The sequence below is a fragment of the Hydrogenophaga sp. L99 genome, from assembly GCF_058731905.1.
The window spans coordinates 3,939,926-3,963,125 of sequence record NZ_CM178972.1 but is presented as its reverse complement, the minus strand read 5'-3'; the positions used below and the strand labels follow the sequence as shown (position 1 = coordinate 3,963,125).

The following is a 23,200-nucleotide window of genomic DNA, read 5'->3' as shown; positions in this document are numbered from 1 at the left end:
GTCCGCTCCATCAGCGGATGGCGGCACGATCGAAAACGGATCCACTCGACAAGCCATGGCCCTTGACACCAAGACACCCGGATCCGCCGCCATGGACCTCGTCTGCCCCGCCGGCAGCCTGCCCGCGCTCAAGGCCGCGGTGGACAACGGCGCGAACTGCGTCTACCTCGGCCTGCGCGACGCGACCAACGCGCGCAACTTCGCCGGCCTGAACTTCGACGACGCGGCCATCGCCAGCGGCGTGACCTACGCCCACGCGCGCGGCAGCCAGGTGTTCATGGCGCTCAACACCTACCCCCAGGCGGCACACCCGGAACGCTGGCGCGAGGCGATGGACAAGGCTGTGCATCTGGGCGTGGACGCGGTGATCCTGGCCGACCCCGGCCTCATGCAATACGCCACGCAGCGCCACCCCAAGCTGCGGCTGCACCTGTCGGTGCAGGGCTCGGCCACCAACCCCGAGGCGATCAACCTCTACCACCGGCAGTTCGGTATTTCGCGTGCGGTGCTGCCACGCGTGCTCTCGCTCGATCAGGTGCGCCAGGTGGTGGGGAAGACGCCGGTGGAGATCGAGGTGTTCGGCTTCGGCAGCCTGTGCGTCATGGTGGAAGGTCGTTGCGCGCTGTCGTCCTACGTCACCGGCGAATCGCCCAACACGCACGGCGTGTGTTCGCCCGCCAAGGCGGTGCGCTGGCAGGAAACCCCGCAGGGCCTGGAGTCGCGGCTCAACGGGGTGCTGATCGACCGCTACGCCGCCGGCGAGAGCGCCAGCTACCCGACGCTGTGCAAGGGCCGCTTCGACGTGGAAGACGAGCACAGCGACTACGCCATCGAAGAACCCACCAGCCTCAACACCTTGTCGCTGCTGCCGCAGCTGCTGCAGATGGGCGTGCGTGCCATCAAGATCGAAGGACGCCAGCGCAGCCCGGCCTATGTGGCGCAGGTGACGAAGGTGTGGCGCGAAGCGATCGACGACTGCCTGGCCCAGCCCCAGCACTACACGCCCAGAAGCGCATGGATGGTCTCGCTGGACCAGGTGGCCGAAGGCCAGCAGCACACGCTGGGCGCCTACCACCGCAAATGGAAGTGAGCTTGGGATGCCCCCCTGCGCCGCTGCGCGGCTTCCCCCAAGGGGGACGCACCCCTGTAGCCCGGCGAAGCCGGTTCCACGGGTGCCCTGGATGGGGCACGCGCCCCGGCGACTGGGTCTTGGCTCCCTCGCCCCTCTGGGGTGAAGGGCAAACGCGCCACAAGACACGCGCAACAGCGACAAACAAGACACCTCCATGAAACTCTCTCTCGGACCTTTGCAGTACTACTGGCCCCGCCAGACCGTGTTCGACTTCTACGAGGCCATGGCAGCGACCGCGGTGGACATCGTCTACCTCGGCGAGGTCACCTGCTCGCGCCGCCACGAGCTGCGCCTGTCTGACTGGCTGGACGTGGCCGAGTTGATGCGCGCGGCGGGCAAGACCGCCGTGCTGTCCACCCAGGTGCTGCTGGAGTCGGGCTCCGACGTCAGCGCCATGCAAAAGGTGGTGGCGAACACCGGCTTCCTGGTCGAGGCCAATGACATGGGCGCGGTGGGCGCGCTGTCCGGGCAACGACCGTTCGTCGCGGGGCCCCACCTCAACATCTACAACGGGCCCACCCTGGAATGGGTGGCTTCCATGGGCGCTTTGCGCTGGGTCGCACCGCTGGAGATGCCGCGCAAAGACCTGACCCTGTTGCAGCAGGCTCGTCCGGCGGGCCTGCAGACCGAGGTGTTCGTGCATGGCCGCCTGCCGCTCGCGTTTTCGGCCCGCTGCTTCACCGCGCGACACCGCGACCTGCCCAAGGACGACTGCCGCTTCAGCTGCCTTGACCACCCCGACGGCCTGATGCTCAAGACCCGTGAGCAAGCAGCGTTCCTGGTGCTCAACGGCATCCAGACCCAGTCGGCCCGCGTGCACAGCCTGATCGACGCCTGGGGCGACCTGACGGCGCTCGGCGTGGATGTGGCGCGCATCAGCCCGCAGTCGCAGCACACCGCTGACGTGATCGGGCTGTACGACGCGGTGCGCCGCGCTGCGCTCGATGGGCGATCGGCCCGCACCGCCCTGCTGCCCCTGTTGCCCGACCGCGACCGCGACTGCAATGGCTACTGGCACGGCCAGCCCGGACAGGAGCGCATCGAACCCGCGGCGCTCGCCACCGCCTGAAGCCATGGTTGTCGGCGAACGCTTCAACAGCATCAGCCACCTGGTAGGGGCGGTGCTGGCCGTGGCCGCTGCGGTGGTGCTCATCACCAGTGCGGCGCTCAAGGGCGACCCCTGGCGCATCGTGGGATTCAGCGTCTACGGCGCCACGCTGGTGGCGCTGTATGTGGCGTCCACGCTGTACCACGCGCTGGGCGGTCGCGCCAAGGCCGTGTTTCAGAAGCTGGACCACAGCAGCATCTACCTGCTGATCGCGGGCAGCTACACACCCTTTGCGCTGGTCTCGCTGCAAGGCCCCTGGGGCTGGTCGCTGCTGGGCGTGGTCTGGGGGCTGGCCGTGCTGGGCATCGCGCAAGAGATCTGGCTGGCGCGCGGCGCGCGGGTGGTGTCGCTGGTGATCTACCTGCTCATGGGCTGGCTGGTGCTGGTGGCGGTGGTGCCGCTGTGGCACGCCCTGGGCCCGGCCGGTTTTGCCTGGCTGGCCACCGGCGGCGCCCTCTACACCCTGGGCATCGGCTTCTACGCCGCCGGCCACAAGCTGCGCCACGGCCACGGCATCTGGCACCTGTTCGTGCTGGCCGGCAGCACCTGCCACTTCTTCACCCTGTTGCTGTACGTGGCCTGAACGCCACAACCCCCATGAACCACACCGCTACCCCCATCCCGCGCCACACCGTCCCCCCGCCGGTAGCCGCCGTGCTCTCGCGCCTGCCACCTTACCCTGGCTCGCTGCTGCTGGTCACCGGGCTGAACCTGGTGCTGGCGCGCCAGCTGCCGGCCGATGTGGCCGAACGCCTGCAAGGCCAGCGCATTCGCATCCAGGTGCGCGACGCCGGCCTGAAGTTTGACTTTGCGTGGCAAGGCACGGCGTTCCGAGCCAGCGCGCCACAGCCCGCCACCGAGCTCACCTTGAGCGCCAACGCGCACGACTTTTTGCGCCTGGCGCAGCGGCTGGATGATCCCGACACCCTGTTCTTCAATCGTCGCCTCTGCATGGAGGGCGATACCGAGCTGGGCCTGGTGGTCAAGAACGCACTGGACGCGCTGGAGCTGCCGGTGCTCGACCTCGCGCCATGGACGCCGTCGGCCGTGTTCGCGCGCTTGCAGCGGCTGCGCCCCTTCGGCAACGCCCATGAACCCCGCTGACCGCACGGCGCTGCCCATCGTCTACGCCTGCTCGGGCTGCTCCAGCGCCGCGCAACTGGCCAACCACGTGGCGGTGCGGCTGGACCGCATGGGCGCGGCCGAGATGTCGTGCATCGCCGGCGTGGGCGGCGACGTGCCGCACCTGCTCAAGACCGCGCAGTCGGGGCGACCCATCGTGGTGCTCGACGGCTGCCCTCTCGAATGTGCGCGCCACTGCCTGCAGCGCCACGGCATCGCGCCCACGCAGCACCACCAGCTGCACCTCTATGGCGTGCGCAAGCGCCTGCACGAAGATTTCGACCCCGATCAGGCCGAGGCGGTGCTGTTTCGCGTGCGCTGCGGCCTGCAAACCTTGACGGCGCCTGCGCCCACCGCGCATGAACCCGACTCCGCCTGAGCCGCGCCGCCTGCTGGTGGCGATCACCGGCGCCAGCGGCGCCGTCTACGGCCTGCGCCTGCTGCAGACCCTGCAACAGGTGCAGCACACCGAGGTCCATCTGGTCGTCTCCGACGCCGGCTGGCAGACTCTGCGGCACGAACTGCACGCCGGCCCGCACACGCTGCGCCCGCTGGTGCACACGCTGCACGACGCGGCCCACCTCGGCGCCGGCCCGGCCAGCGGCTCGTTCCGCTGCAGCGGCATGGTGGTCGCGCCCTGCTCCATGCGCACGCTCGCGGCCATCGCGCACGGCCTGTCGGACAACCTGGTCACGCGCGCGGCCGACGTGATGCTCAAGGAGCGCCGCCGACTGGTGCTGATGACGCGCGAGACCCCGCTGCACCTGGGCCACCTGCGCAACATGACCGCGGTGACCGAGATGGGCGCCATCGTCTGTCCGCCCATGCCCGCCTTCTACCTGCGCCCCCAGAGCCTCGACGACATCGTGGACGCCAGCGTGGCGCGCGTGCTGGATTTGCTGGACGTGCCGCACGCGCTGAGCGAACGCTGGCAGGGCATGGACAAGGTGCCCGCGTGACTTACAGGGACCTGCGCGACTTCATGGCCCAGCTGGAGCAGACCGGCGAGCTGCGGCGCATCGGCGAACCGGTCTCGCCGCACCTGGAGATGACCGCGCTGTGCGACCGCGTGCTGCGCGCGGGCGGCCCGGCCCTGCTGTTCGAGCGGCCCACCGGCCACCGCATGCCGGTGCTGGGCAACCTGTTCGGCACCACCGGTCGCGTGGCGCGCGCCATGGGCGTGGACAGCCTGGCCGATCTGCGGCAGTTCGGCGAGGTGCTGGCCGCGCTCAAGGAACCCCAGGCACCGGGTGGCCTGAAAGACATGGTGGGCATGGCCGGCCTGCTCAAGAAGCTCTGGCACATGACGCCGCAGGAGCACGCGTCGGCGCCCTGCCAGGACGTGGTGTGGGAAGGCGCCGACGTGGACCTGGCGCGCCTGCCGATCCAGCACTGCTGGCCCGGCGACGTGGCCCCGCTCATCACCTGGGGCCTGGTGATCACGCAGGGGCCGCACAAGCCGCGCCAGAACCTGGGCATCTACCGCCAGCAGGTGCTCTCGCGCAACCAGCTCATCATGCGCTGGCTCGCGCACCGCGGCGGCGCGCTCGACTTCCGCGACCACGGCCGGCTGCACCCCGGCCAGCCCTACCCGGTGGCGGTGGCGCTGGGCGCCGACCCGGCCACCATCCTGGGGGCGGTCACGCCAGTGCCCGACAGCCTCTCCGAATACCAGTTCGCCGGCCTGTTGCGCGGCGCGCGCACCGGCCTCGTGCGCGCCCTGGGCGTGCCGCTGCGCGTGCCGGCCTCGGCCGAGATCGTGCTCGAAGGCCACATCCTTCCGGATGCATCGCACGCCAGCGGCTTCCAGCACGCGCTCGAAGGCCCCTACGGCGACCACACCGGCTACTACAACGAACGTGCCGAGTTCCCGGTGTTCACGGTCGAGCGGATCACGCTGCGGCGCGACGCGATCTACCACTCCACCTACACCGGCAAACCGCCCGACGAACCGGCCGTGCTGGCGCTGGCGATGAACGAGCTGTTCGTCCCGCTGCTGCAGCGCCAGTTCCCCGAGATCACCGACTTCCACCTGCCGTCCGAGGCCTGCAGCTACCGCATGGCGGTGGTGCAGATCCGCAAGGCCTACGCCGGCCACGCGCGGCGCGTGATGATGGGCGTGTGGAGCCACCTGCGCCAGTTCATGTACACCAAGTTCGTCGTGGTCGTGGACGAGGACATCGACGTGCGCAACTGGGGCGACGTCATCTGGGCCATGAGCACGCGCATGGACCCGGCGCGCGACAGCTTCACCATCGAACACACGCCCATCGACTACCTCGACTTCGCCTCACCCGTGAGCGGCCTGGGCAGCAAGATGGGGCTGGACGCGACCAACAAGTGGCCCGGTGAGACGCAGCGCGAATGGGGCCGCGTGATGGCCATGGACCCGGCCGTGCGCGAGCGCATGGACCGGCTGGGCGAACAGCTGGGGCTGTAGGCCCGCGCGGGCCGCCCCGGCGGCGGGCGTCACCACCAGAAGAACAGCAGGCCCCAGCCGCCGGCGATCAGCAGCGCCCCTGCGGTCATCGGCACCAGGGCCGCCAGGCGGCGGGGGATCGACGCGCCGTACCGGGCCGTGCAGCGCCACGCCAGCCACAGGCTCCAGGCGGCGGCGCCCGCCAGCAGCAGGGCGCGCGCCGTGCCCACCCAGGGCAGCGCCACGCCCTCGTGCCGCAGCATCGACAGGGTGGTCATCGACAGCCCCAGAAACACCCCGCAGCCGCCCAGCGGCACGTAGGCCAGGGCCAGGTGGTGCCGGGCACCGGGGCGCCCCAGCAGCCGCGCGCCGGCGACGCACAGCGCGTACAGCGCCGCGCCCAGGAGCACGCCCGTGGCCAGGATGTAGCTGGCGATCAGGGCGCCGTCGAGCCACGAGAAGCTGTCGTGGTTCTGGGGGTAGTGCGTCAGCAGCCACCACGGCGCGTTGTCGGCGAGCATCCACACGCCGCCGTGTTCGATCAGCCAGTCGGCGGCCGCCACGCGCAGCGTGACGTACCAGGGGCTGGCCGCCCAGTGGAAGGCCCCCATCGCCACGCCGATCAGGCCGAACAGCAGCAGCACCGTGTCCCAGCCCCCGGCGGCCCGTTGCCCGTTCACCGAGATCTCCACCCCCGGCGGTCGCAGGGCCAGCGCCACGGCGTCGCGCTGGCCGCTGCAGCGCCCGCACATGTGGCAGGCCGACGCGCCCTCCATGCGGCGGATGTCGATCAGGGGGGCGCAGTTGGGCAGGGCGACGATGCCGCCGGTGCGCGCCTCCCAGCGCGCGCGGTCCACCCGGAAGTGCAACGGCGCCAGCCGCGCCAGCAGGCCGAACACCCCGCCGACCGGGCACAGGTGGCGGCACCACACCCGCTTGCCGCGCCCGTACAGCAGGCCCACCACCACCGCCGCGACCGTGGAGCCGCCCAGCACGAGCAGCGCCGCCTGGGGGTACTGGTAGACGCTGACCAGCTGGCCATAGACCGTGGTGATGACGAAGGCCGTGCAGGGCCAGCCGCCCCAGCGCATCCAGCGCGGGATGCCGCGCCCGCGCCCGTGGTGGCTGACGGCCTCGCTGAGCGCGCCCTCCGGGCAGAACACCCCGCACCACACGCGCCCCAACAGCACCATGCTCAGCAGCACGAAGGGCCACCAGACGCCCCAGAACAGGAACTGCGCGAACAGGCCGAGGTGGTTCAGGATGCGCGCTTCGTCGTCGGGCAGCGGCAGGAACGCCGGCAACACCACCAGCACGCCGTAGAACACCACGATCGCCCACTGGATGCCGCGGATCAGGCGCCCGTGGCGGCGCATGGTGTGGCCCAGCGCCGCCAGCGCGCCCACGGGGCGGCCCGGTGCGGCGCTCATGGAGCCACCGCGACCGGACGGACCCGCGCCGGCTGGCCGGCGCGCAACAGCGCCACCACACCGAGCCAGAACCCGGCGTAGGCCAGCACCGTGGTCAGCGCGGGCTGCGCCCGGTAGCCGGTCAGCGCCGCGAGCAGGCCGCCCACGGCGCCGCTGTCGTCCAGGAGGTCCGCGCTGTTCCAGAGCGGGTCCACCAGCGTGGGCAACACGTCCAGCGAGATCAGCCGGTCCACCGCGTTGACCCACAGGGACGCGGCGAGCAACAGCAGCAGGGCCTCGCTGATCTGGAAGAAGCGGCGCCACGACAGCCAGCGCCGGCCCGACCGCAGCAGCCAGAAGCTCGCCAGCGCCAGCCCCAGGCCCAGCAGCGCCGAGGCGGCGAAACCCAGCTGGCCGGCGCCGGTGTGCCGGCCCGCCACGCCGTAGAGAAAGATCACGGTTTCGCTGCCCTCGCGCGCGATGGCCAGCGCCGCCAGCAGCGCGATGCCCCAGCCGCTGGCACGCGCGAGCTGGCCCGCGGCCTGCTGTTCGAGGTCCTGGCGCAGGGCGCGCCCATGGCGGCGCATCCACCACACCATCTGCAGGATCAGCGCCGCCGCGCTCAGCACCATCGCGGCCTGGAACCATTCACCGGACTCGCCGTCCAGCACGCTGGCCGCACCCAGCATGAGCAGCGCCAGCCCGAGCGCGGCGGCCAGGCCCAGCGCCACGCCCGCCCAGAGCCAGCGCAGGCCCCAGGCCCGGTCGGGGCGCTCGCTGAGCCAGGCGTGCAGGATGCCGACCACCAGCAGCGCTTCCACGCTTTCGCGCCAGGTGATGAAGATGACCTCGCCCATGGCGTGCTCCTGTGGGTGTCAGCGCGCCACGATGGCGCCCTGCCCCGTGGTCTGGTGAAAGTCGTCGAAGAAGCGGTAGCGGCCCGCGTCCAGCGGACGGAACACCAGCGACGAGGTCACGCCCGGCGCCAGCACCTTTTCCTTGCGCAGCTCCAGGCTCTCGAACTCCACCGGATCGCGCCCGGCATTCGTGATCTCCAGCCGGAACTTCGCCCCCTGCGGCACCGCCAGCTCCGCCGGCTCGAACCGCCCCTCCCGCGCCGTGAGCCGGTAGGTCGGCATGTCGCCCGCCTGCGCCAGACCCAGGGCCGACCCCATCAGCAACGCCGCCAGCAGCGAGGCACCACGGCCATTCCCGGTGTTCCTGGCGTTCGCAACATTCCCGGAGCGCGTGCCTCCCCCCAGGATGCCGTGGAACCGGCTTCGCCGGGCCACTGGCATCGCCCCCCTTGAGGGGGGTGACGCGAAGCGGCGCGGGGGGTGCATCAGTACCCGCCTTTCTTGCCCGTGCCCGCAAAAGTGAACTCGTAGCTCACGTCGAAGGGCTTGAACCACGGGCCGACGCCGGTTTCCTTGTCGGTGTGGCGGCCAAAATGCGCCGCGTGGCCGCCGGGCGGGCTGATGCGCAGGGTCAGCTTGTATTTGCCGGGACCCATCAGCTTGACGTTGTCGCCGTAGTGCGGGCCGTCGGAGGCCACCATGGGCATGAAGTGGCCGCTGACCTTCTCGGTCGTGCCCAGCTTGACCAGCTCGAAATGAATGCTGAGGTGGGGCATCCAGGCCCCTTCCTCGAAGCCGTTCGGGTGGTCCTTGAGCGCGTGGATGTCGGCTTCCAGGTGGATGTCCGAGGCCTCGGCCTTGCGCATCATGCCCTCGGGCTCCATCTTGACCGGTGCCAGGTAGACCGCGGCGATCTCCATGCCGGCCACCTTGTGCGGCGTGCCGATCGGGAATTCCTTGGCATGGGACGGCAGGGAGAACAGGACAGCGCCCGCCAGGGCGATCGCGAGCAACGGGTGGTTCATGTGGTGATCCTTAAGGTGGTGAGACAGCCCGATGGCTGAATGCAGGGCGATGCTAAACAAGAATCAATATCATTCAATTGACCCACATCAAGGTTCCGGCCGGAGCCCATGACCAAGATGCTCACGGACGCTGTTGTCCGGCCCCTCCCCTCACTTCTGCCTGCCTCCATGAGCACCGACCTGCACCGCCGCACCCTGCTGCGCCACACCGCCTGGCTGCTGGCCTCGGGCGCCGTCAGCGCCCCGACCCTGGCGCAAAGCGACACCGCCCCTTCCGACATCATCGGGGCCCCACCCCTGCCATCCCGGGTGCGCCTGGCCGCCGCCTGGCGCAGCCACGGCAACACCCCCGACTGCGGCCGCGACTGCGACCAGGTGGGTGTGCTTGAACTCGACTGGGCTGCGCGCGAGGTGCGCGTGGCCGCCCACCTGCCGGTGCAGGGGCGTGCCCACGGTCTGCTGCCCGAGCCCGGCGGCGGTTTCCTCGCCGTCGCCACCCGGCCCGGCCGCTGGCTGCTGCGCTGCGACCCACTGGGTGAGCTGCAGACCCGGCACCTGATCGACGCCGAAACCCCGCACCGCACCCTGGGTGGCCACGTGCTGGCGAGCGCCGACGGGCAGTGGCTCTACACCACCGAAACCGACACCCGCGACGGCCGTGGCTGGATCGGTGTGCGCGACCACCGCACGCTGCAACGGGTCGCGCAATGGCCCAGCCACGGCCTGGACCCGCACCACATGGCACTGGACGCTGGCGGGGCGCTGCTGGTCGTCAACGGGGGCATTCCGCGCACCGCCAGCGGCCAGAAAACCCGGCTGGAGGCCATGGACCCGTCGCTGGTGCGGCTGGAGCCGCGGAGCGGCGCGCTGCTGGGTCAGTGGCGGCTGGGCGACCCGCGCCTGAGCCTGCGCCATGTGGCCTGGGGCCTGCCGGTGGGCCCCGGCGACGGCACACCGGCGCGCGCGCCGCTGCTGGGCATCGCGCTGCAGGCCGAACACGACGAGGCCGCCCAGCGCCGCGACGCGCCCGTGCTGGCGCTCTGGGACGGGCAGGACCTGCGGCTGGCCAGCCGCGGCATCGCCGGGAATGGCTACGCGGGCGACATCGCGCCCGGTCCCGGTGGTGGCTTCATCGTGAGCGGCCAGCGCAGCCACGAAGGCCTGCTCTGGCACCCCGACGCACCGGACCGCTGGACCACCATCGCACGGCTCACCGAACCCTGCGCGCTGGCGCCCTGGCCGGGAAGCGGCGGGGTGCTGATGGGCGCGAGCCGCGGGGTCGGCTTCTGGCACCCGGCCCTGCCACCGGCCATGCTGGCCTGGCCCGGCGCCATGACGCCCGACAACCACTGGGTCGTGCTGGGCTGAGCCACCCGCCAGGGCGGCGCTTCAGCGGCATTCGAACCGGGCAAACCGCGCGGCCAGGGCGGCCAGGTCCTCCGCGTCGAGCACCGGGGCAGCCAGGCCCGGGCTGCGGCAGGTCTGCAGCACCCAGTGCGACACCGCCTGCGCGGCCAACGCGTCGGCCAGGCGGAACAGGTCATCCCGCCCGAACAGGCCGGCGTGCCAGGTGGTGCGGCACTCCAGCGCCACCCCGCTGTGCTGCAGCAGGCGCAGGCTGCGTGCCGCGCGCGCGCCGCCGCCGCGTGTGCCGGTGACCTGGTCGTGGCGGTGTTGCGGCGCCTTGATGTCCAGCCCGACCCAGTCCAGCTGCGGCAACACCCGCTGCAGTCGCTCGGGGTACATGCCGCCGGTGTGCAGGCCGGTGGCAAAACCGAGCGCGCGCACCTCGGCCAGGGCCGGGCCCAGCGCCGCCTGCAGCGTGGGCTCGCCGCCCGAGAACACCACGCCGTCGAGCAGCCCGCGGCGCTGCCGCAGGAAGCCGTGCACCGCCTGCCACGACAGGGCCCCCGGAACCGCGGCGTCGAGCAGCCCCGGGTTGTGGCAGTACACGCAGCGCCACGGACAGCCCTGCAGGAACACCACCGCCGCCAGCCGGCCCGGGAAATCAACCCCGGTCAGCCGCGTGAGTCCGCCGATGCGCAGCGCCTGCGCACCACGGGTCGCGGGTGGTGGTGCGGCGGTGCCCGCGACCTCAGGCGCGGTCGGCCGGCTCGGCAAAGAATCGGCGTTCGGCATGTTCGCCCTGTTTGCCCCGGTTGAAGCTGCTGACCGGCCGGTGGTAGCCCATGACGCGGGTCCAGACCTCGCAGGGCTGGCGTTCGTCGTCGCGCAGGGACATGTCAGCGGCCGTTGACCTGACGGCCGATGGGGTGGATGTGTTCATGGGTGTTTCCTTTTGGGGTGGTTGAAAGACGGGGCATCAAGCGGCCTGCAGCTGGCGTTTGGCGGCCAGCTTCTCAGCGTCGCAGACCGGACAGAACGGGTGCTCGCCCGCGAGGTAGCCGTGGGTGGGGCAGATGGAGAAGGTGGGGGTGACGGTGATGTAGGGCAGGCGGAAGTTCGTCAGCGCGCGCTGCACCAGCGCGCGGCAGGCCTCGCCGCTGGTCAGGCGTTCACCCATGTACAGGTGCAGCACGGTGCCGCCGGTGTACTTGCGCTGCAGCGGGGCCTGGCGCTCCAGCGCCTCGAACGGGTCGTCGGTGAAGCCCACGGGCAGCTGCGAAGAGTTGGTGTAGTAGGGCTGCTCGGGCGTGCCGGCCTGCAGGATCGCGGGCCAGCGCTTGCGGTCTTCGCGGGCGAAGCGGTAGGTGGTGCCCTCCGCGGGCGTGGCCTCCAGGTTGTACAGGTGGCCGGTCTCCTCCTGGAAGGCCACGATGCGTTCGCGCACGTGGTCGAGGAAGCGCAGCGCGAAGGCGTGGCCGTCGTCGGTGGTGATGTCGTGCGCGTCGCCGGTGAAGTTGCGCACCATCTCGTTGATGCCGTTCACGCCCAGGGTGCTGAAGTGGTTGCGCAGCGTGCCCAGGTAGCGTTTGGTGTACGGGAACAGGCCCTGGTCCATCAGGCGCTGGATCAGCTTGCGCTTGGTCTCCAGGCTCTGTTGGCCCAACGCCAGCAGGCGGTCGAGCGCGGCCAGCAGGCCGGCCTCGTCGCCCGCGTGCACATGCCCCAGGCGCGCGCAGTTCACCGTGACCACGCCCAGGCTGCCGGTCTGCTCGGCGCTGCCGAACAGGCCGTTGCCGCGCTTGAGCAGCTCGCGCAGATCAAGCTGCAGGCGACAGCACATGGAGCGCACCATGTTCGGCTGCAGCTCGGAGTTGATGAAGTTCTGGAAGTACGGCAGGCCGTACTTGGCCGTCATGTCGAACAGGCGCCGCGCGTTCTCGCTCTCCCAGGGGAAATCGGGCGTGATGTTGTAGGTGGGGATGGGGAAGGTGAAGACCCGCCCCTTGGCGTCGCCCTCGGTCATCACCTCGATGTAGGCGCGGTTGATCAGGTCCATCTCGGCCTGCAGATCGCCGTAGCAGAACGGCATTTCCTGCCCGGCGATCACCGGCACCTGCTCGCGCAGGTCGTCGGGGCAGACCCAGTCGAAGGTGAGGTTGGTGAAGGGCGTCTGCGTGCCCCAGCGCGAGGGCACGTTGAGGTTGTAGATCAGCTCCTGGATGCACTGGCGCACGGCCGCGTAATCCATGCCGTCCTGGCGCACATAGGGCGCCATGTAGGTGTCGAACGACGAGAAGGCCTGCGCGCCGGCCCACTCGTTCTGCAGCGTGCCCAGGAAGTTCACGATCTGCCCCACGGCCGAGGACATGTGTTTCGGCGGCCCCGACTCCACCTTGCCCGGCACGCCGTTGAGGCCTTCGTTGAGCAGGGTGCGCAACGACCAGCCCGCGCAGTAGCCGCTGAGCATGTCGAGGTCGTGGATGTGGAGGTCGCCCTCGCGGTGCGCCTGCCCGATCTCGGGCGTGTAGACGTGCGAAAGCCAGTAGTTGGCCGTGACCTTGCCGGCCACGTTCAGGATCAGCCCGCCCAGCGAATAACCCTGGTTGGCGTTGGCGTTCACGCGCCAGTCGGCGCGCGTGAGGTACTCGTTGATCGACGATTCCACATCCACCAGCGTCTGCTGGTCGGCGCGCAGCGTGGCGTGCTGCTCGCGGTAGACGATGTAGGCGCGCGCGGTCTGGAGGTGGTTGGCCGCGATCAGCGTCTGTTCGACCACGTCCTGGATCGGCTCGATGCCGGGCGGCGCACCCTTGAAGCGGTGGATCAGCACCTTGACCACCTGGGCACACAACAGCGCGGCTTCGGCGCCGTCGAACTCGCCGCTGGCCTGGCCGGCCCGCGCCAGCGCGGACCGGATCTTGTCGGCATCGAAGGCCTCGCGCAGGCCCGAACGCTTGATCACCTCCCTTGGAAGACTGACCACCATCGCATCTTTCATAGCTCTCGCCTCCTGGATCAAAAACACTACCTATGGTGTTCAAGATACCCGCCAGACACCATAGGTAGTTTGATTTGACGCAAGGTCGACGCAGCTTCCAACGCCGTTTCAGGCCTTTCACCGGCTTGATCTGCGTCAACCGGGTGCGGCTGTCACGCGCGTTCTGACAGGACCGCGCTGAGCCTGAAGAATCCCGGCATGGACTTCGATCACAGCCCCCGGGCGCAGGCGCTCCAGCAGCAGCTGGAGACCTTCATGCACACCTACCTGCTGCCGCACAACGCGGCCTGGCACCAGGCGGTGCAGCAGGGGGACTACCCGCCACCCTTCCTCGAAGACCTGAAGACCCTGGCGCGCGAGGAAGGGCTGTGGAACCTGTTCCTGCCCGGGCTGCGCGAAGACGAGCCCGGCACCCGGCTGGGCAACCTCGACTACGCGCCGCTGGCCGAGGCCATGGGCCAACTGCACTGGGCGGCCGAGGTGTTCAACTGCAGCGCGCCCGACACCGGCAACATGGAGCTGCTGCACCGCTTCGCCACATCCGCGCAGCGCACGCAGTGGCTCACGCCGCTGCTCCATGGAACGGTCCGATCCGCCTTCGCCATGTCCGAACCCGACGTGGCCTCGTCGGACCCGACCAACCTGCAGACCACGGTGCGGCGCGAGGGCGACGACCTCGTGCTCAACGGCCGCAAGTGGTTCATCACCGGCGTGGCGCACCCGCATTGCAGGCTGTTGATCGTGATGGCGCGCAACGCGCCCGATCACAGCGCCGCGGCCGAGACCCGGCACCACCAGCACAGCATGGTGCTGGTGCCGCTGGACACGCCGGGCGTGGACGTGGTGCGCAACATCAGCGTGGTGCACCACCACGCGCCCGAGGGGCATGGCGAGATCGTGTTCCGCCAAGTGCGCGTGCCGGCCGACCACCTGCTCGGCGGCTGGGGCGAAGGCTTTGCGATGGCGCAGGCTCGGCTGGGGCCGGGCCGCGTGCACCACTGCATGCGCACCATCGGCCAGTGCGAGCTGGCGCTGGCACTCGCCACCGAACGCGCGCTGGAGCGCCAGACCTTCGGCAAATACCTGGCGGACTACGCCAACGTCCAGGAGTGGATCGCACGGTCGCGCATCGAGATCGACCAGGCGCGCCTGCTGGTGCTGCGCTGCGCCTGGCTGCTCGACCACCCGGAGCGCACCGAGCCCGCGGCCTTGCGCGCGCAGGTGGCCGCGATCAAGGTGGTGGCCGCGGGCCTGCAGACCCGCGTGGTGGACCGCGCGATGCAGATCTTCGGTGCCATGGGCCTCTCGCCCGACACGCCGCTGGCGCAGTTCTGGACCTGGGGCCGCGCCCTGCACCTGCTCGACGGGCCCGACGAAGTCCACCTGCGCAGCGTGGCGCGCCACGAACTGGAGCGGGCACGCGCGCGCATGGGCGCGTCTTCAGCCTACTTCACCACGCCCGAGCAGATGCGCACACCGCCGCACCTTCGTTAGCCGCCCCTGCTTTTCGCGGATCGTCAACCCGTGACCTCGTGACCGGGACGGCAGCCGATCCAACAGAAAGGCGAACCTCTTGCAAAGCCTTCACGCATCCGTTGGCAGACCTGAAGCACAGGGCGTGCAGCGCGGCGGCCACAAAACCGTCCCGCGCCCGGGCCTTGTCCAGCGGTTGCTGGCAGGCGCGCCGGTTTGGCCGTAGGCTGTACCCTTCGTTTCCATTTTCTGTTGAACCATGACCACCCTTTTCGACCCCCTACAAGCCGGCGGCCTGCACCTCGCCAACCGCATCGTCATGGCGCCGCTCACCCGCAACCGCGCGCCCGACGCCATCCCGACGCCGCTGATGGCCGAGTACTATGCGCAGCGCGCCAGTGCCGGCCTGCTGATCACCGAAGCCACCGCCATCACCCAGCAAGGCCAGGGCTACGCCGACGTGCCCGGCCTGTATGGCACCGAGCAGCTCGATGGCTGGAAGCGCGTGACGAAAGCGGTGCACGCCGCTGGCGGCAAAATCGTCACCCAGCTCTGGCATGTGGGCCGCGTCTCGCACACCGACCTGCAGCCCCACTTCCAGAAGCCGGTTGCGCCCTCGGCCATCCGCGCCCACACCAAGACCGTGCTGATCAAGGACGGCGTGCCGACCTTCGTCGACACCTCCGAGCCGCGCGCGCTCGACGCCGAAGAAATCCCCGGCATCGTGCAGGACTACCGCCACGCCGCGATGAACGCCATCACCGCCGGCTTCGACGGGGTGGAGATCCACGCCGCCAACGGCTACCTGATCGACCAGTTCCTGAAAACCGGCAGCAACCAGCGCACCGACGACTACGGCGGCAGCATCACCAACCGCGCACGCCTGCTGCTCGAAGTGGTGGCCGCCGTCACGGACGCCATCGGCGGCGCACGCACCGGCATCCGCCTCTCGCCGGTGACGCCGGCCAACGACGTGGTGGACGCCGATCCGCAGCCGCTGTTCGAGTACGTGGTCCGCAAACTGGCTCCGCATCACCTGGCCTATGTGCACATCATCGAAGGCGCCACCGGCGGCCCGCGCGAACTGCCCGAGCGCCCCTTCGACTACGCGGCACTGAAATCCGCCTACCGCGCAGCGGGTGGCCAAGGTGCCTGGATGGTGAACAACGGCTACGACCTGCCGCTGGCCGAGCAGGCGTTGGCCGACGGTGCCGACCTGGTGGCTTTTGGCAAGGCCTACATCGCCAACCCGGATCTGGTGGCACGGTTGAAGGCCGGTGGCCCATTCAACACGCCGGACAAAAACACCTTCTACGGTGGCGGCGCTGAAGGCTACACCGACTACCCGACCCTCACCGACTGAATCGCGTCCGCCCTGCGGCGGCCATCGTGCGGCGCGTACCCGCGGGCGTGCTCGGTCTGGTGGGGGCTGGTGGGATCGGCATTGCGTTGACGGTGGCGATGGATCTGTTCCACAACGACGAAGCCGCCACCCTCATCCTGGCCATCTTTGCGCTCGTGGTGTTGGTGGAGCGACTCAGCGCTGCGCAAGAAGATTCTCTGAACCAGGCGCCCGGTGCACCGGGCGCGTCAGCGGGTTGGCGGGTTGGCGGACAATGCCGTCTCACCACCGCCCCACGACCCGCGCCCACCCATGCAGGCTTCACTCTTCGGCACCCTCTACCCTGGCCTTCTCCACGCCCACATCGGTCTGGTCACGCTGAGCGCTGGCCTGTTTTTCTTGCGCTGGCTGGGTGTGTTGGCGGGTTTGCGCTGGCCCATGCAGCGCCTGTCGCGCCGGCTGAGCGTGGTGATCGACACAGCGCTGCTGGGCGCTGGCATCGCCTTGTGGTGGCTGCTGCAACTGCACCCGCTGCACCAGCCCTGGCTGGGCACCAAACTGGGCCTGCTGGTGGTCTACATCGGGCTGGGCACGTTCGCACTCAAGCGCGGGCGCACGCGGGGGCACAAGTTCGCCTTTGGCCTGCTGGCGCTCACGGTGCTGGCTTTCATGGCGTCGGTGGCGCTGTCACGGCATCCGCTCGGCTGGTGGCGCCTTTGAACCCGGATCCCTGGCATCGCTCGCGTGTGGTGCGCGGCCTGCTGTGGCTGGCCGGCTCGCTGTCACTCGCTCTGGGGCTGCTGGGGGTGCTGCTGCCGGGCCTGCCCACCACCCCCTTCATGCTGCTGGCAGCGGCCTGCTACGCCAAGGCCTCGCCGCGCCTGCACCGCTGGATGCTGAACCACCGCTGGATGGGACCGATGCTGCGCGACTGGGAACGCGACCGCAGCCTGACGCGGCGCAGCAAGACGGTGGCGGTGCTGTCGATGGCGGTGATGGTGAGCTTGTCCATCTGGAGTTTTCACGGGCGCGTGGCCATACAGCTGGTGCTGCTGGCCACAGCCGCGGTCGGTGCCTGGGTGGTGCTGCGCATGCCCACACGAAAACGCTGATGGGCTGACAAAGGCAAGCTTGGCCCCCGGTGATCACCCACTTCGCATGCACCGATCCGCCCCAACAACCGGCCTAAGGATCCCTTAAGCCAGCGTCACCACCATCGCTCCCAGACCCCATCCCGCCAGGACGGGGAAACGACCCTGGAGCGTTTGCCATGACCCTTTCCTTGTTGCGCCACGCGGCGCCCGAATGCCCCACGCACCGCGCTGGCGTGAATACATTGCAGGTGCACGGTGCAGACGACCCCGGGCGCGGCGCGGTGCAGGCCTTCATTGCCCGCATCTATGCGCAACGCTTCGGCGCTTGTGTGCAGCAGTTTGCGCCCTGCCTGGTGAGCCTGCATGACCCGCTCAGCGGTGACATCGTAGCTGCGGCAGGCTACCGCTTTGCAGACGCCGGTCCGCTGTTCCTGGAGCGCTACCTGAGCGCCCCGATCGAAGACCTGCTGGGCGCACAACACGGCGCGCCGGTGGCGCGGCGCTCCGTTGTGGAAGTGGGCCACCTGGCAGCCGACCGCGCCGGCGAAGGCCGCCACCTGATCTTGTTGCTGGGCCAGCACCTGGCACAGCAACCGGACCACCGCGTGACCGAATGGGTGGTGAGCACCCTGACCCAGGAGCTGCGCCACCTGTTCGTGCGACTGGGTGTGACGCCACTGGCGCTGGGCCAGGCCGACCCGGCTGCGGTAGGCGACGACCTAGGCGCCTGGGGCCGCTACTACGAACACCGCCCGGTGGTGCTGGCTGGCCGGCTGCAAGCCGCGCTGCGGCTCATGGGCCGCCGCGCCAGCCAACCTGGCGCCGGGGAAACCACGTTATGAACACGCCGCTTTCATCGCAAAGCCCCGCCCTCACCGAGGGCGGCTTTCAGCTGACCCACACCGAACTGCACGAACACACCACCCGGCTCGCCGACACCCTGCACGCCCAAGGCCTGCGCACCGTGGCCACGCTGCTGGACAACGGCGCCGCCTGGGTGCTGCTGGACCGGGCGCTGGCCCAGGCCGGCCTGGTGCATGTGCCGCTGCCGGTGTTTTTCACGCCCGAACAAATGGGCCACGCGCTGCAGGCCTGCGGCGCTGACGTACTGGTCGCCACCCCGGCCCTGGCCGCTCACTGGCCCACAGCGCCCGCGATGCCGCTGCCGGTCGGGCCGGATGCGCTGGTGCTGCTGCGCCTGCCCGGCAGCGCGGTGCCCATGCCACCGGGCACGCGCAAGATCACGTTCACGTCGGGCACCACCGGCAACCCCAAGGGCGTGTGCCTGAGCGGGGCCGCCATGGACCGCGTGGCCCAGGGCCTGGTGCAGGCGCTGGCACCGCTGGACATCCGCCGCCACCTGTGCGCGCTGCCGCTGGCGGTGCTGCTGGAAAACATCGCTGGCGTGATGGCGCCGCTGGCACGCGGTGCCGAATGCGTGGTGCTGCCGCTGGCCAGCCTGGGCCTGCAAGGCTCGTCGCGCTTTGATCCCGCCACCTTCCACGCCGCCGTGGTGCAGCACGCACCCCACAGCCTGATCTTGCTGCCGCAAATGCTGCGCGCCTGGGCCGGCTGGTTGGCGGCCACCGGCCAGCGCGCACCGGCCAGCCTGCGCATGGTCGCCGTGGGTGGGGCGGCGGTGGGCGAGCGGCTCATGCGCAGCGCGCGGGCGGTGGGCATTCCGGCTTATGAGGGCTACGGCCTGTCCGAAGGCGCTTCGGTGCAGACGCTCAACCTGCCCGGCGCCGACCGGCCCGGCAGCGCCGGCCGCGCCCTGCCACACACCCGGCTGCGCGTGGACGCACACGGCCAGATCCACGTGGCCGGCAGCCTGATGAGCGGCTACCTGGGCAGCGCCACACCCGCGCCAGCCGAGTGGGCCACTGGCGACGTGGGCGAGCTGGACGCCGACGGCTACCTGTGGGTGCGCGGCCGTCTGCGCCATGTGCTGATCACCGCCTACGGCCGCAACGTGTCGCCCGAATGGGTGGAAACCGCGCTGCGCAGCGACCCGGCCATTGCCCAGGCGGTGGTGTTTGGCGAGGCGCAGCCCGCGCTGAGCGCCGTGCTCTGGCCGCTGCGACCCGACACCACCGACGCGCAACTGCACGCCGCCGTGCAAGCCACCAACGCCACGCTGCCCGACTACGCCCGCCTGGGCCACTGGGTGCGCGCACGGGCCGAATTCAGCCCCGCCACCGGCCTGGCCACCGCCAATGGGCGGCCGCAGCGCCCCGCCATTTTTGACCACCACGCCGATGCGCTGAACGCCCTGACGAGCGACAGCCCGGCCCCCGCCGCCACTTGATTTTCAGGAGAACCCATGAGCTTCCACACCCAACTGCTGCAACAAACCGAGGCCGCCCGCGCTGGCCTGCTGAGCGTGCCCATCATCCAGGGCGCGCTGCAAGGCCAGGTTTCGCTGCCCAGCTACATCGCCTTCCTCACCGAGGCCTACCACCACGTCAAACACACGGTGCCGCTGCTCAAGGCCTGCAAGGCCGCACTGCCGGCGCACCACGTGTGGTTGTACGACGCGATGGACGAATACGTGGAAGAAGAACAGGGTCATGACGAGTGGATCCTGGACGACCTGCGCGCCTGCGGTGTGGACGCCGAGTCGGTGCGCCACGGCCGCCCCAGCCACGCCACCGAGGTGATGGTGGCCTACGCCTACGACACCATCGCGCGCGGCAACCCGCTGGGCTTTTTTGGCATGGTGCATGTGCTCGAAGGCACCAGCGTGGCGCTGGCGCTGATGGCGGCCGACCGCATCCAGAGCGGGCTGGGCCTGCCCGATGCCGCGTTCAGCTACCTGCGCTCGCACGGCACGCTGGACCAGGAACACACGGCCCATTTCGCGATGCTGATGGAGCGCATCGAAGCCCCCCAGGACCAGGCCGCCATCGTGCACGCGGCGCGCGCGTTCTTCCGCTTGTACGCCGACGTGTTCCGGGGTCTGCCGCTGCCGCAGGTGGCCACCACCGCCACACACACGGCCGCCCAGGGAGTGCCCGCATGAAGCCCACCGAAGCCCGGGTGCTGCTGACCGGCGCCAGCGGCGGCATTGGCCAGGCCACCGCCCGCGCGTTGCTGCACGCCGGCGCGGCCGTGCTGCTGGTGGGACGCTCGGCCGAACGCCTGGAGCAACAGGCCCAGCAGCTGGTGCAGGCCGGCGCGGACACCCGCCGCGTGCGCTGGACACAAGCCGACATCAACCGGGCCGATGACCGCGCCCTGCTGGCCCGCGAAGCCCAGCGGCTGGACTGCAACGTGGTGATCCACAACGCCGGCGTGCCCGCGTTTGGCCGCCTGGACGCACAGGACGCGGACGCGATCGGCACCGTGCTGCAAACCAACCTGCTCGCGCCCATGCTGCTCACGCAAGCCCTGCTGCCCCGGCTGCAAAGCCTGCCCGCCGCGCAGGTGGTGTTTGTGGGCTCGGTGCTCGGCAGCATCGGCCTGCCGGGTTTCAGCGTCTACAGCGCCAGCAAATTCGGCCTGCACGGTTTTGCGCAGGCGCTGCGCCGAGAACTCACGGGCACGAAGGTGCGGGTGCAGTACATCGGACCGCGCAGCACCGACACCGGCTTCAACGACCCGGCCGTGCGCCACTACAACCAGGCCACCGGCACCGCGCAGGACACGCCCGACGTGGTGGCCAGCGAGATCTTGCGGCTGCTGCAGGACGGCACGGCCGAACGCTTTCTCGGCTTTCCCGAAAAGCTGGCTGTGCGCTTGAACGCCCTGGTGCCGCAGTGGCTGGACGGCAGCTTCCGCCGCCACCGCGACAGCCTGCCCACCCCCACCCCAACATCGATACCGAACGACATCACCCCACTGAAAGGACACGCCACATGAACACCTTGCATCTCCAACGCCGCCGCTGGATCGGCGCCGCCGCCGCCCTGCTGGCCAGCGCCAGCCTGGGCCTGACCATCACCCTGCCAGCCCACGCCGCCGGCGTGGACGACGCGGTGCAGGAATTGCAGCAAGGCTGGGAAAACATCCGCTACCAGGCGCCCGCCGCCGAGCGCGAAAAGCGCTTTGAAGCCCTGGCCGCGCGCGCCAGCGCCCTGAGCAAGGCCCACGCCGGCAAGGCCGAAACGCTGATCTGGGAAGGCATCATCGTCAGCTCGTGGGCGGGCGAAAAAGGCGGCCTGGGCGCGCTGCCGCTGGTCAAGCAGGCCAAGTCTCTGTACGAGCAGGCGATCCAGATCGACGGCAAGGCTCTGGACGGTTCAGCCTACAACAGCCTGGGCGTGCTGTACTACAAGGTGCCGGGCTGGCCGATCGGTTTTGGAGACAAGAAGAAGGCCGCCGAGCTGCTGCAAAAAGCACTGACGATCAATCCGCAGGGCATCGACCCGAACTTCTTCTACGCCGAATTTCTGTTGGAGAACGGCCAGGCGCCCGAGGCCACCGCGCTCCTGCAGAAAGCCCTGGCCGCACCCGACCGACCCGGCCGCGCCCTGGCCGACCAGGGCCGACGCGAAGAGGCTCGCGCGCTGCTGCAAAAGGCCAAGACGTCCTGAAGACGGATCGCGTGGGACCATGAAAAAAGGGCGGCCAGTTGGCCGCCCTTTTTTTCGCCCAGCTGGATCAGCCCGCGCGCCGGGCCAGGATTTCGAACGCCGGCAGCGTCTTGCCCTCCAGCACTTCCAGAAAAGCGCCGCCGCCGGTGGAGATGTAGCCCACGTCCTTTTCGATGCCGTACTTGGCAATGGCGGCCAGCGTGTCGCCACCGCCCGCGATGCTGAAGGCGCTGCTCTCGGCGATGGCCTGGGCAATGACCTTGGTGCCGTTCTCGAACGCCGCGAACTCGAACACGCCCACCGGGCCGTTCCAGACGATCGTCCCGGCCTTCTTGAGCTGTTCGGCCAGCTTCGCGGCGGTCTTGGGGCCGATGTCCAGGATCAGGTCGTCGTCGGCCACCTCGGTGGCGGCTTTGACCGTGGCCACGGCGTCGGCGCTGAAGGCCTTGGCGCAGACCACGTCCTCGGGGATCGGTACCTCGGCGCCGCGCGCTTTCATCGCCGCGATCACCGCCGTGGCTTCGCCCAGCAGATCGGGTTCGGCCAGGCTCTTGCCGATCTTCAGGCCCGCGGCGAGCATGAAGGTGTTGGCGATGCCACCGCCGACGATCAGACCATCGACGTTCTTGGCCAGCGCCTGCAGGATGGTCAGCTTGGTGCTGACCTTGCTGCCGGCGACGATGGCGATCAGCGGGCGTTTCGGGTTGGCCAGCGCCTTGGAAATCGCGTCCATCTCGGCCGCCAGCAGCGGGCCGGCGCAGGCGATCGGCGCGGTCTCGGCGATGCCGTAGGTCGTGCCTTCGGCGCGGTGCGCGGTGCCGAAGGCGTCGTGCACGAAGATGTCGCAGAGCTTGCCGAGCTTGGCCGCGAGTTCGGGCTTGTTCTTTTTCTCGCCCACATTCAGGCGGCAGTTCTCCAGCATCACCACCTCACCGGGCGCGACGGAAAAATCGCCTTCCACCCAGTTGGCGACCACGCGGATGCTGCGGCCCATGAGCTGGCCCATGCGGGCGGCCACCGGGGCGAGCGAGTCTTCGGGCTTGAACTCGCCTTCGACCGGCCGCCCCAGGTGGCTGGTCACCATCACGGCTGCGCCGGCGTCCAGCGCCATCTGGATGGCGGGGATGCTGGCTCGGATGCGGGTGTCTTCGGTGATCTCGCCCGCGTCGTTCTGCGGCACGTTCAGGTCGGCGCGGATGAAGACGCGTTGGCCACGGGCTTTGCCCTGGGCACAGAGGTCGGAGAAGCGGATGAATGACATGGCGGGTCCGGTTGGGCGGTGGAAGGCAAACCCGGCTGGCGCGAGCCGCCGGGATCGAACCCCCTGATTGTAGGAAAC

The 23,200-nt window shown here is 69.9% G+C and carries 25 protein-coding genes; 17 read left to right on the top strand and 8 right to left on the bottom strand.

All coding sequences use genetic code 11. The features are described from left to right. The first annotated feature begins 55 nt into the window (after window positions 1–55). From ubiU to ubiD, 7 genes are all read left to right on the top strand, one after another. Window positions 56–1,090: a ubiquinone anaerobic biosynthesis protein UbiU gene (gene ubiU, locus AC4QBL_RS18990; RefSeq protein WP_472900399.1), complete on the top strand. Its 1,035-nt coding sequence runs from the start codon at window positions 56–58 to the stop codon at window positions 1,088–1,090. A gap of 196 nt (window positions 1,091–1,286) precedes the next feature. Continuing rightward, window positions 1,287–2,201, top strand: coding sequence for a ubiquinone anaerobic biosynthesis protein UbiV (gene ubiV, locus AC4QBL_RS18985; protein WP_472900400.1), 915 nt, complete (start codon window positions 1,287–1,289; stop codon window positions 2,199–2,201). A gap of 4 nt (window positions 2,202–2,205) precedes the next feature. Beyond that, window positions 2,206–2,823 carry a PAQR family membrane homeostasis protein TrhA gene (trhA, locus tag AC4QBL_RS18980; RefSeq protein WP_472900401.1) on the top strand — a complete coding sequence of 206 codons (618 nt, stop codon included), beginning with the start codon at window positions 2,206–2,208 and terminating at the stop codon, window positions 2,821–2,823. A 14-nt stretch (window positions 2,824–2,837) separates the two neighbouring features. After that, window positions 2,838–3,344: a ubiquinone anaerobic biosynthesis accessory factor UbiT gene (gene ubiT, locus AC4QBL_RS18975; RefSeq protein ID WP_472907703.1), complete on the top strand. Its 507-nt coding sequence runs from the start codon at window positions 2,838–2,840 to the stop codon at window positions 3,342–3,344. Further along, window positions 3,331–3,741 carry a putative zinc-binding protein gene (locus tag AC4QBL_RS18970; protein ID WP_472907704.1) on the top strand — a complete coding sequence of 137 codons (411 nt, stop codon included), beginning with the start codon at window positions 3,331–3,333 and terminating at the stop codon, window positions 3,739–3,741. The genes ubiT and AC4QBL_RS18970 overlap by 14 nt, the downstream gene beginning before the upstream one ends. Continuing rightward, a complete protein-coding gene (locus AC4QBL_RS18965) occupies window positions 3,722–4,321 on the top strand; it encodes a UbiX family flavin prenyltransferase (protein WP_472900404.1) in 600 nt (199 codons plus the stop codon). Before AC4QBL_RS18970 ends, AC4QBL_RS18965 begins: the two co-directional genes overlap by 20 nt. Beyond that, the gene (ubiD, locus tag AC4QBL_RS18960; RefSeq protein WP_472900405.1) at window positions 4,318–5,802 is read left to right on the top strand and encodes a 4-hydroxy-3-polyprenylbenzoate decarboxylase; all 1,485 of its coding nucleotides are present in this window, start codon (window positions 4,318–4,320) and stop codon (window positions 5,800–5,802) included. The genes AC4QBL_RS18965 and ubiD overlap by 4 nt, the downstream gene beginning before the upstream one ends. 29 nt (window positions 5,803–5,831) lie before the next feature. Here the strand turns inward: ubiD and AC4QBL_RS18955 are convergent, their stop codons facing one another. The 4 genes from AC4QBL_RS18955 to AC4QBL_RS18940 form a co-directional block, all read right to left on the bottom strand. After that, a complete protein-coding gene (locus tag AC4QBL_RS18955; RefSeq protein WP_236962716.1) occupies window positions 5,832–7,211 on the bottom strand; it encodes a 4Fe-4S binding protein in 1,380 nt (459 codons plus the stop codon). Next, window positions 7,208–8,047, bottom strand: a complete 840-nt coding sequence (locus tag AC4QBL_RS18950) for an FTR1 family iron permease (protein WP_472900407.1) — start codon at window positions 8,045–8,047, stop codon at window positions 7,208–7,210. The genes AC4QBL_RS18955 and AC4QBL_RS18950 overlap by 4 nt, the downstream gene beginning before the upstream one ends. Window positions 8,048–8,065: 18 nt before the next feature. Further along, window positions 8,066–8,365, bottom strand: coding sequence for a cupredoxin domain-containing protein (locus AC4QBL_RS18945; RefSeq protein WP_492131614.1), 300 nt, complete (start codon window positions 8,363–8,365; stop codon window positions 8,066–8,068). Window positions 8,366–8,532: 167 nt separating this feature from the next. Continuing rightward, complete coding sequence (locus AC4QBL_RS18940) at window positions 8,533–9,072, bottom strand: iron transporter (RefSeq protein ID WP_236962719.1); 540 nt, start codon at window positions 9,070–9,072, stop codon at window positions 8,533–8,535. Between the two features lie 168 nt (window positions 9,073–9,240). On the opposite strand from AC4QBL_RS18940, the gene AC4QBL_RS18935 reads away from it, so the two are divergent. Next, entirely contained in the window at window positions 9,241–10,440 is a 1,200-nt protein-coding gene (locus AC4QBL_RS18935; RefSeq protein WP_472900408.1) for a DUF1513 domain-containing protein, read from the top strand. A gap of 21 nt (window positions 10,441–10,461) precedes the next feature. Here AC4QBL_RS18935 and AC4QBL_RS18930 read toward each other — a convergent pair whose 3' ends face one another. The 3 genes from AC4QBL_RS18930 to AC4QBL_RS18920 are packed head-to-tail and all read right to left on the bottom strand — an operon-like array spanning window position 10,462 to window position 13,417. After that, complete coding sequence (locus AC4QBL_RS18930) at window positions 10,462–11,211, bottom strand: anaerobic ribonucleoside-triphosphate reductase activating protein (protein ID WP_472900409.1); 750 nt, start codon at window positions 11,209–11,211, stop codon at window positions 10,462–10,464. Next, window positions 11,168–11,359, bottom strand: a complete 192-nt coding sequence (gene nrdD / locus AC4QBL_RS18925; protein WP_472900410.1) for an anaerobic ribonucleoside-triphosphate reductase — start codon at window positions 11,357–11,359, stop codon at window positions 11,168–11,170. Before nrdD ends, AC4QBL_RS18930 begins: the two co-directional genes overlap by 44 nt. Before the next feature lie 36 nt (window positions 11,360–11,395). Further along, a complete protein-coding gene (locus tag AC4QBL_RS18920) occupies window positions 11,396–13,417 on the bottom strand; it encodes a ribonucleoside triphosphate reductase (protein ID WP_472900411.1) in 2,022 nt (673 codons plus the stop codon). Between the two features lie 198 nt (window positions 13,418–13,615). Here AC4QBL_RS18920 and AC4QBL_RS18915 point away from each other — a divergent pair, with 198 nt between their 5' ends. The 9 genes from AC4QBL_RS18915 (at window position 13,616) to AC4QBL_RS18875 (ending at window position 21,861) form a co-directional block, all read left to right on the top strand. After that, entirely contained in the window at window positions 13,616–14,911 is a 1,296-nt protein-coding gene (locus AC4QBL_RS18915) for an acyl-CoA dehydrogenase family protein (protein WP_472907705.1), read from the top strand. A gap of 238 nt (window positions 14,912–15,149) precedes the next feature. After that, window positions 15,150–16,253: an alkene reductase gene (locus AC4QBL_RS18910; RefSeq protein WP_305334926.1), complete on the top strand. Its 1,104-nt coding sequence runs from the start codon at window positions 15,150–15,152 to the stop codon at window positions 16,251–16,253. Between the two features lie 291 nt (window positions 16,254–16,544). Then, the gene (locus AC4QBL_RS18905) at window positions 16,545–16,952 is read left to right on the top strand and encodes a SirB2 family protein (RefSeq protein WP_472907706.1); all 408 of its coding nucleotides are present in this window, start codon (window positions 16,545–16,547) and stop codon (window positions 16,950–16,952) included. Then, a complete protein-coding gene (locus AC4QBL_RS18900; protein WP_472907707.1) occupies window positions 16,949–17,344 on the top strand; it encodes a YbaN family protein in 396 nt (131 codons plus the stop codon). The genes AC4QBL_RS18905 and AC4QBL_RS18900 overlap by 4 nt, the downstream gene beginning before the upstream one ends. 158 nt (window positions 17,345–17,502) lie before the next feature. Continuing rightward, window positions 17,503–18,168, top strand: a complete 666-nt coding sequence (locus AC4QBL_RS18895; protein WP_472907708.1) for a thermostable hemolysin — start codon at window positions 17,503–17,505, stop codon at window positions 18,166–18,168. Continuing rightward, on the top strand, window positions 18,165–19,634 hold the full coding sequence (locus tag AC4QBL_RS18890) for an AMP-binding protein (protein ID WP_472900414.1): 1,470 nt from the start codon (window positions 18,165–18,167) through the stop codon (window positions 19,632–19,634). Before AC4QBL_RS18895 ends, AC4QBL_RS18890 begins: the two co-directional genes overlap by 4 nt. Before the next feature lie 15 nt (window positions 19,635–19,649). Continuing rightward, entirely contained in the window at window positions 19,650–20,348 is a 699-nt protein-coding gene (locus tag AC4QBL_RS18885) for an iron-containing redox enzyme family protein (RefSeq protein ID WP_472900415.1), read from the top strand. Then, entirely contained in the window at window positions 20,345–21,187 is an 843-nt protein-coding gene (locus AC4QBL_RS18880; protein WP_472900416.1) for an SDR family oxidoreductase, read from the top strand. The genes AC4QBL_RS18885 and AC4QBL_RS18880 overlap by 4 nt, the downstream gene beginning before the upstream one ends. Beyond that, window positions 21,184–21,861 carry a tetratricopeptide repeat protein gene (locus tag AC4QBL_RS18875; protein ID WP_472900417.1) on the top strand — a complete coding sequence of 226 codons (678 nt, stop codon included), beginning with the start codon at window positions 21,184–21,186 and terminating at the stop codon, window positions 21,859–21,861. The genes AC4QBL_RS18880 and AC4QBL_RS18875 overlap by 4 nt, the downstream gene beginning before the upstream one ends. 67 nt (window positions 21,862–21,928) lie before the next feature. Here the strand turns inward: AC4QBL_RS18875 and AC4QBL_RS18870 are convergent, their stop codons facing one another. Beyond that, entirely contained in the window at window positions 21,929–23,122 is a 1,194-nt protein-coding gene (locus AC4QBL_RS18870; protein WP_472900418.1) for a phosphoglycerate kinase, read from the bottom strand. Window positions 23,123–23,200 lie beyond the last annotated feature (78 nt).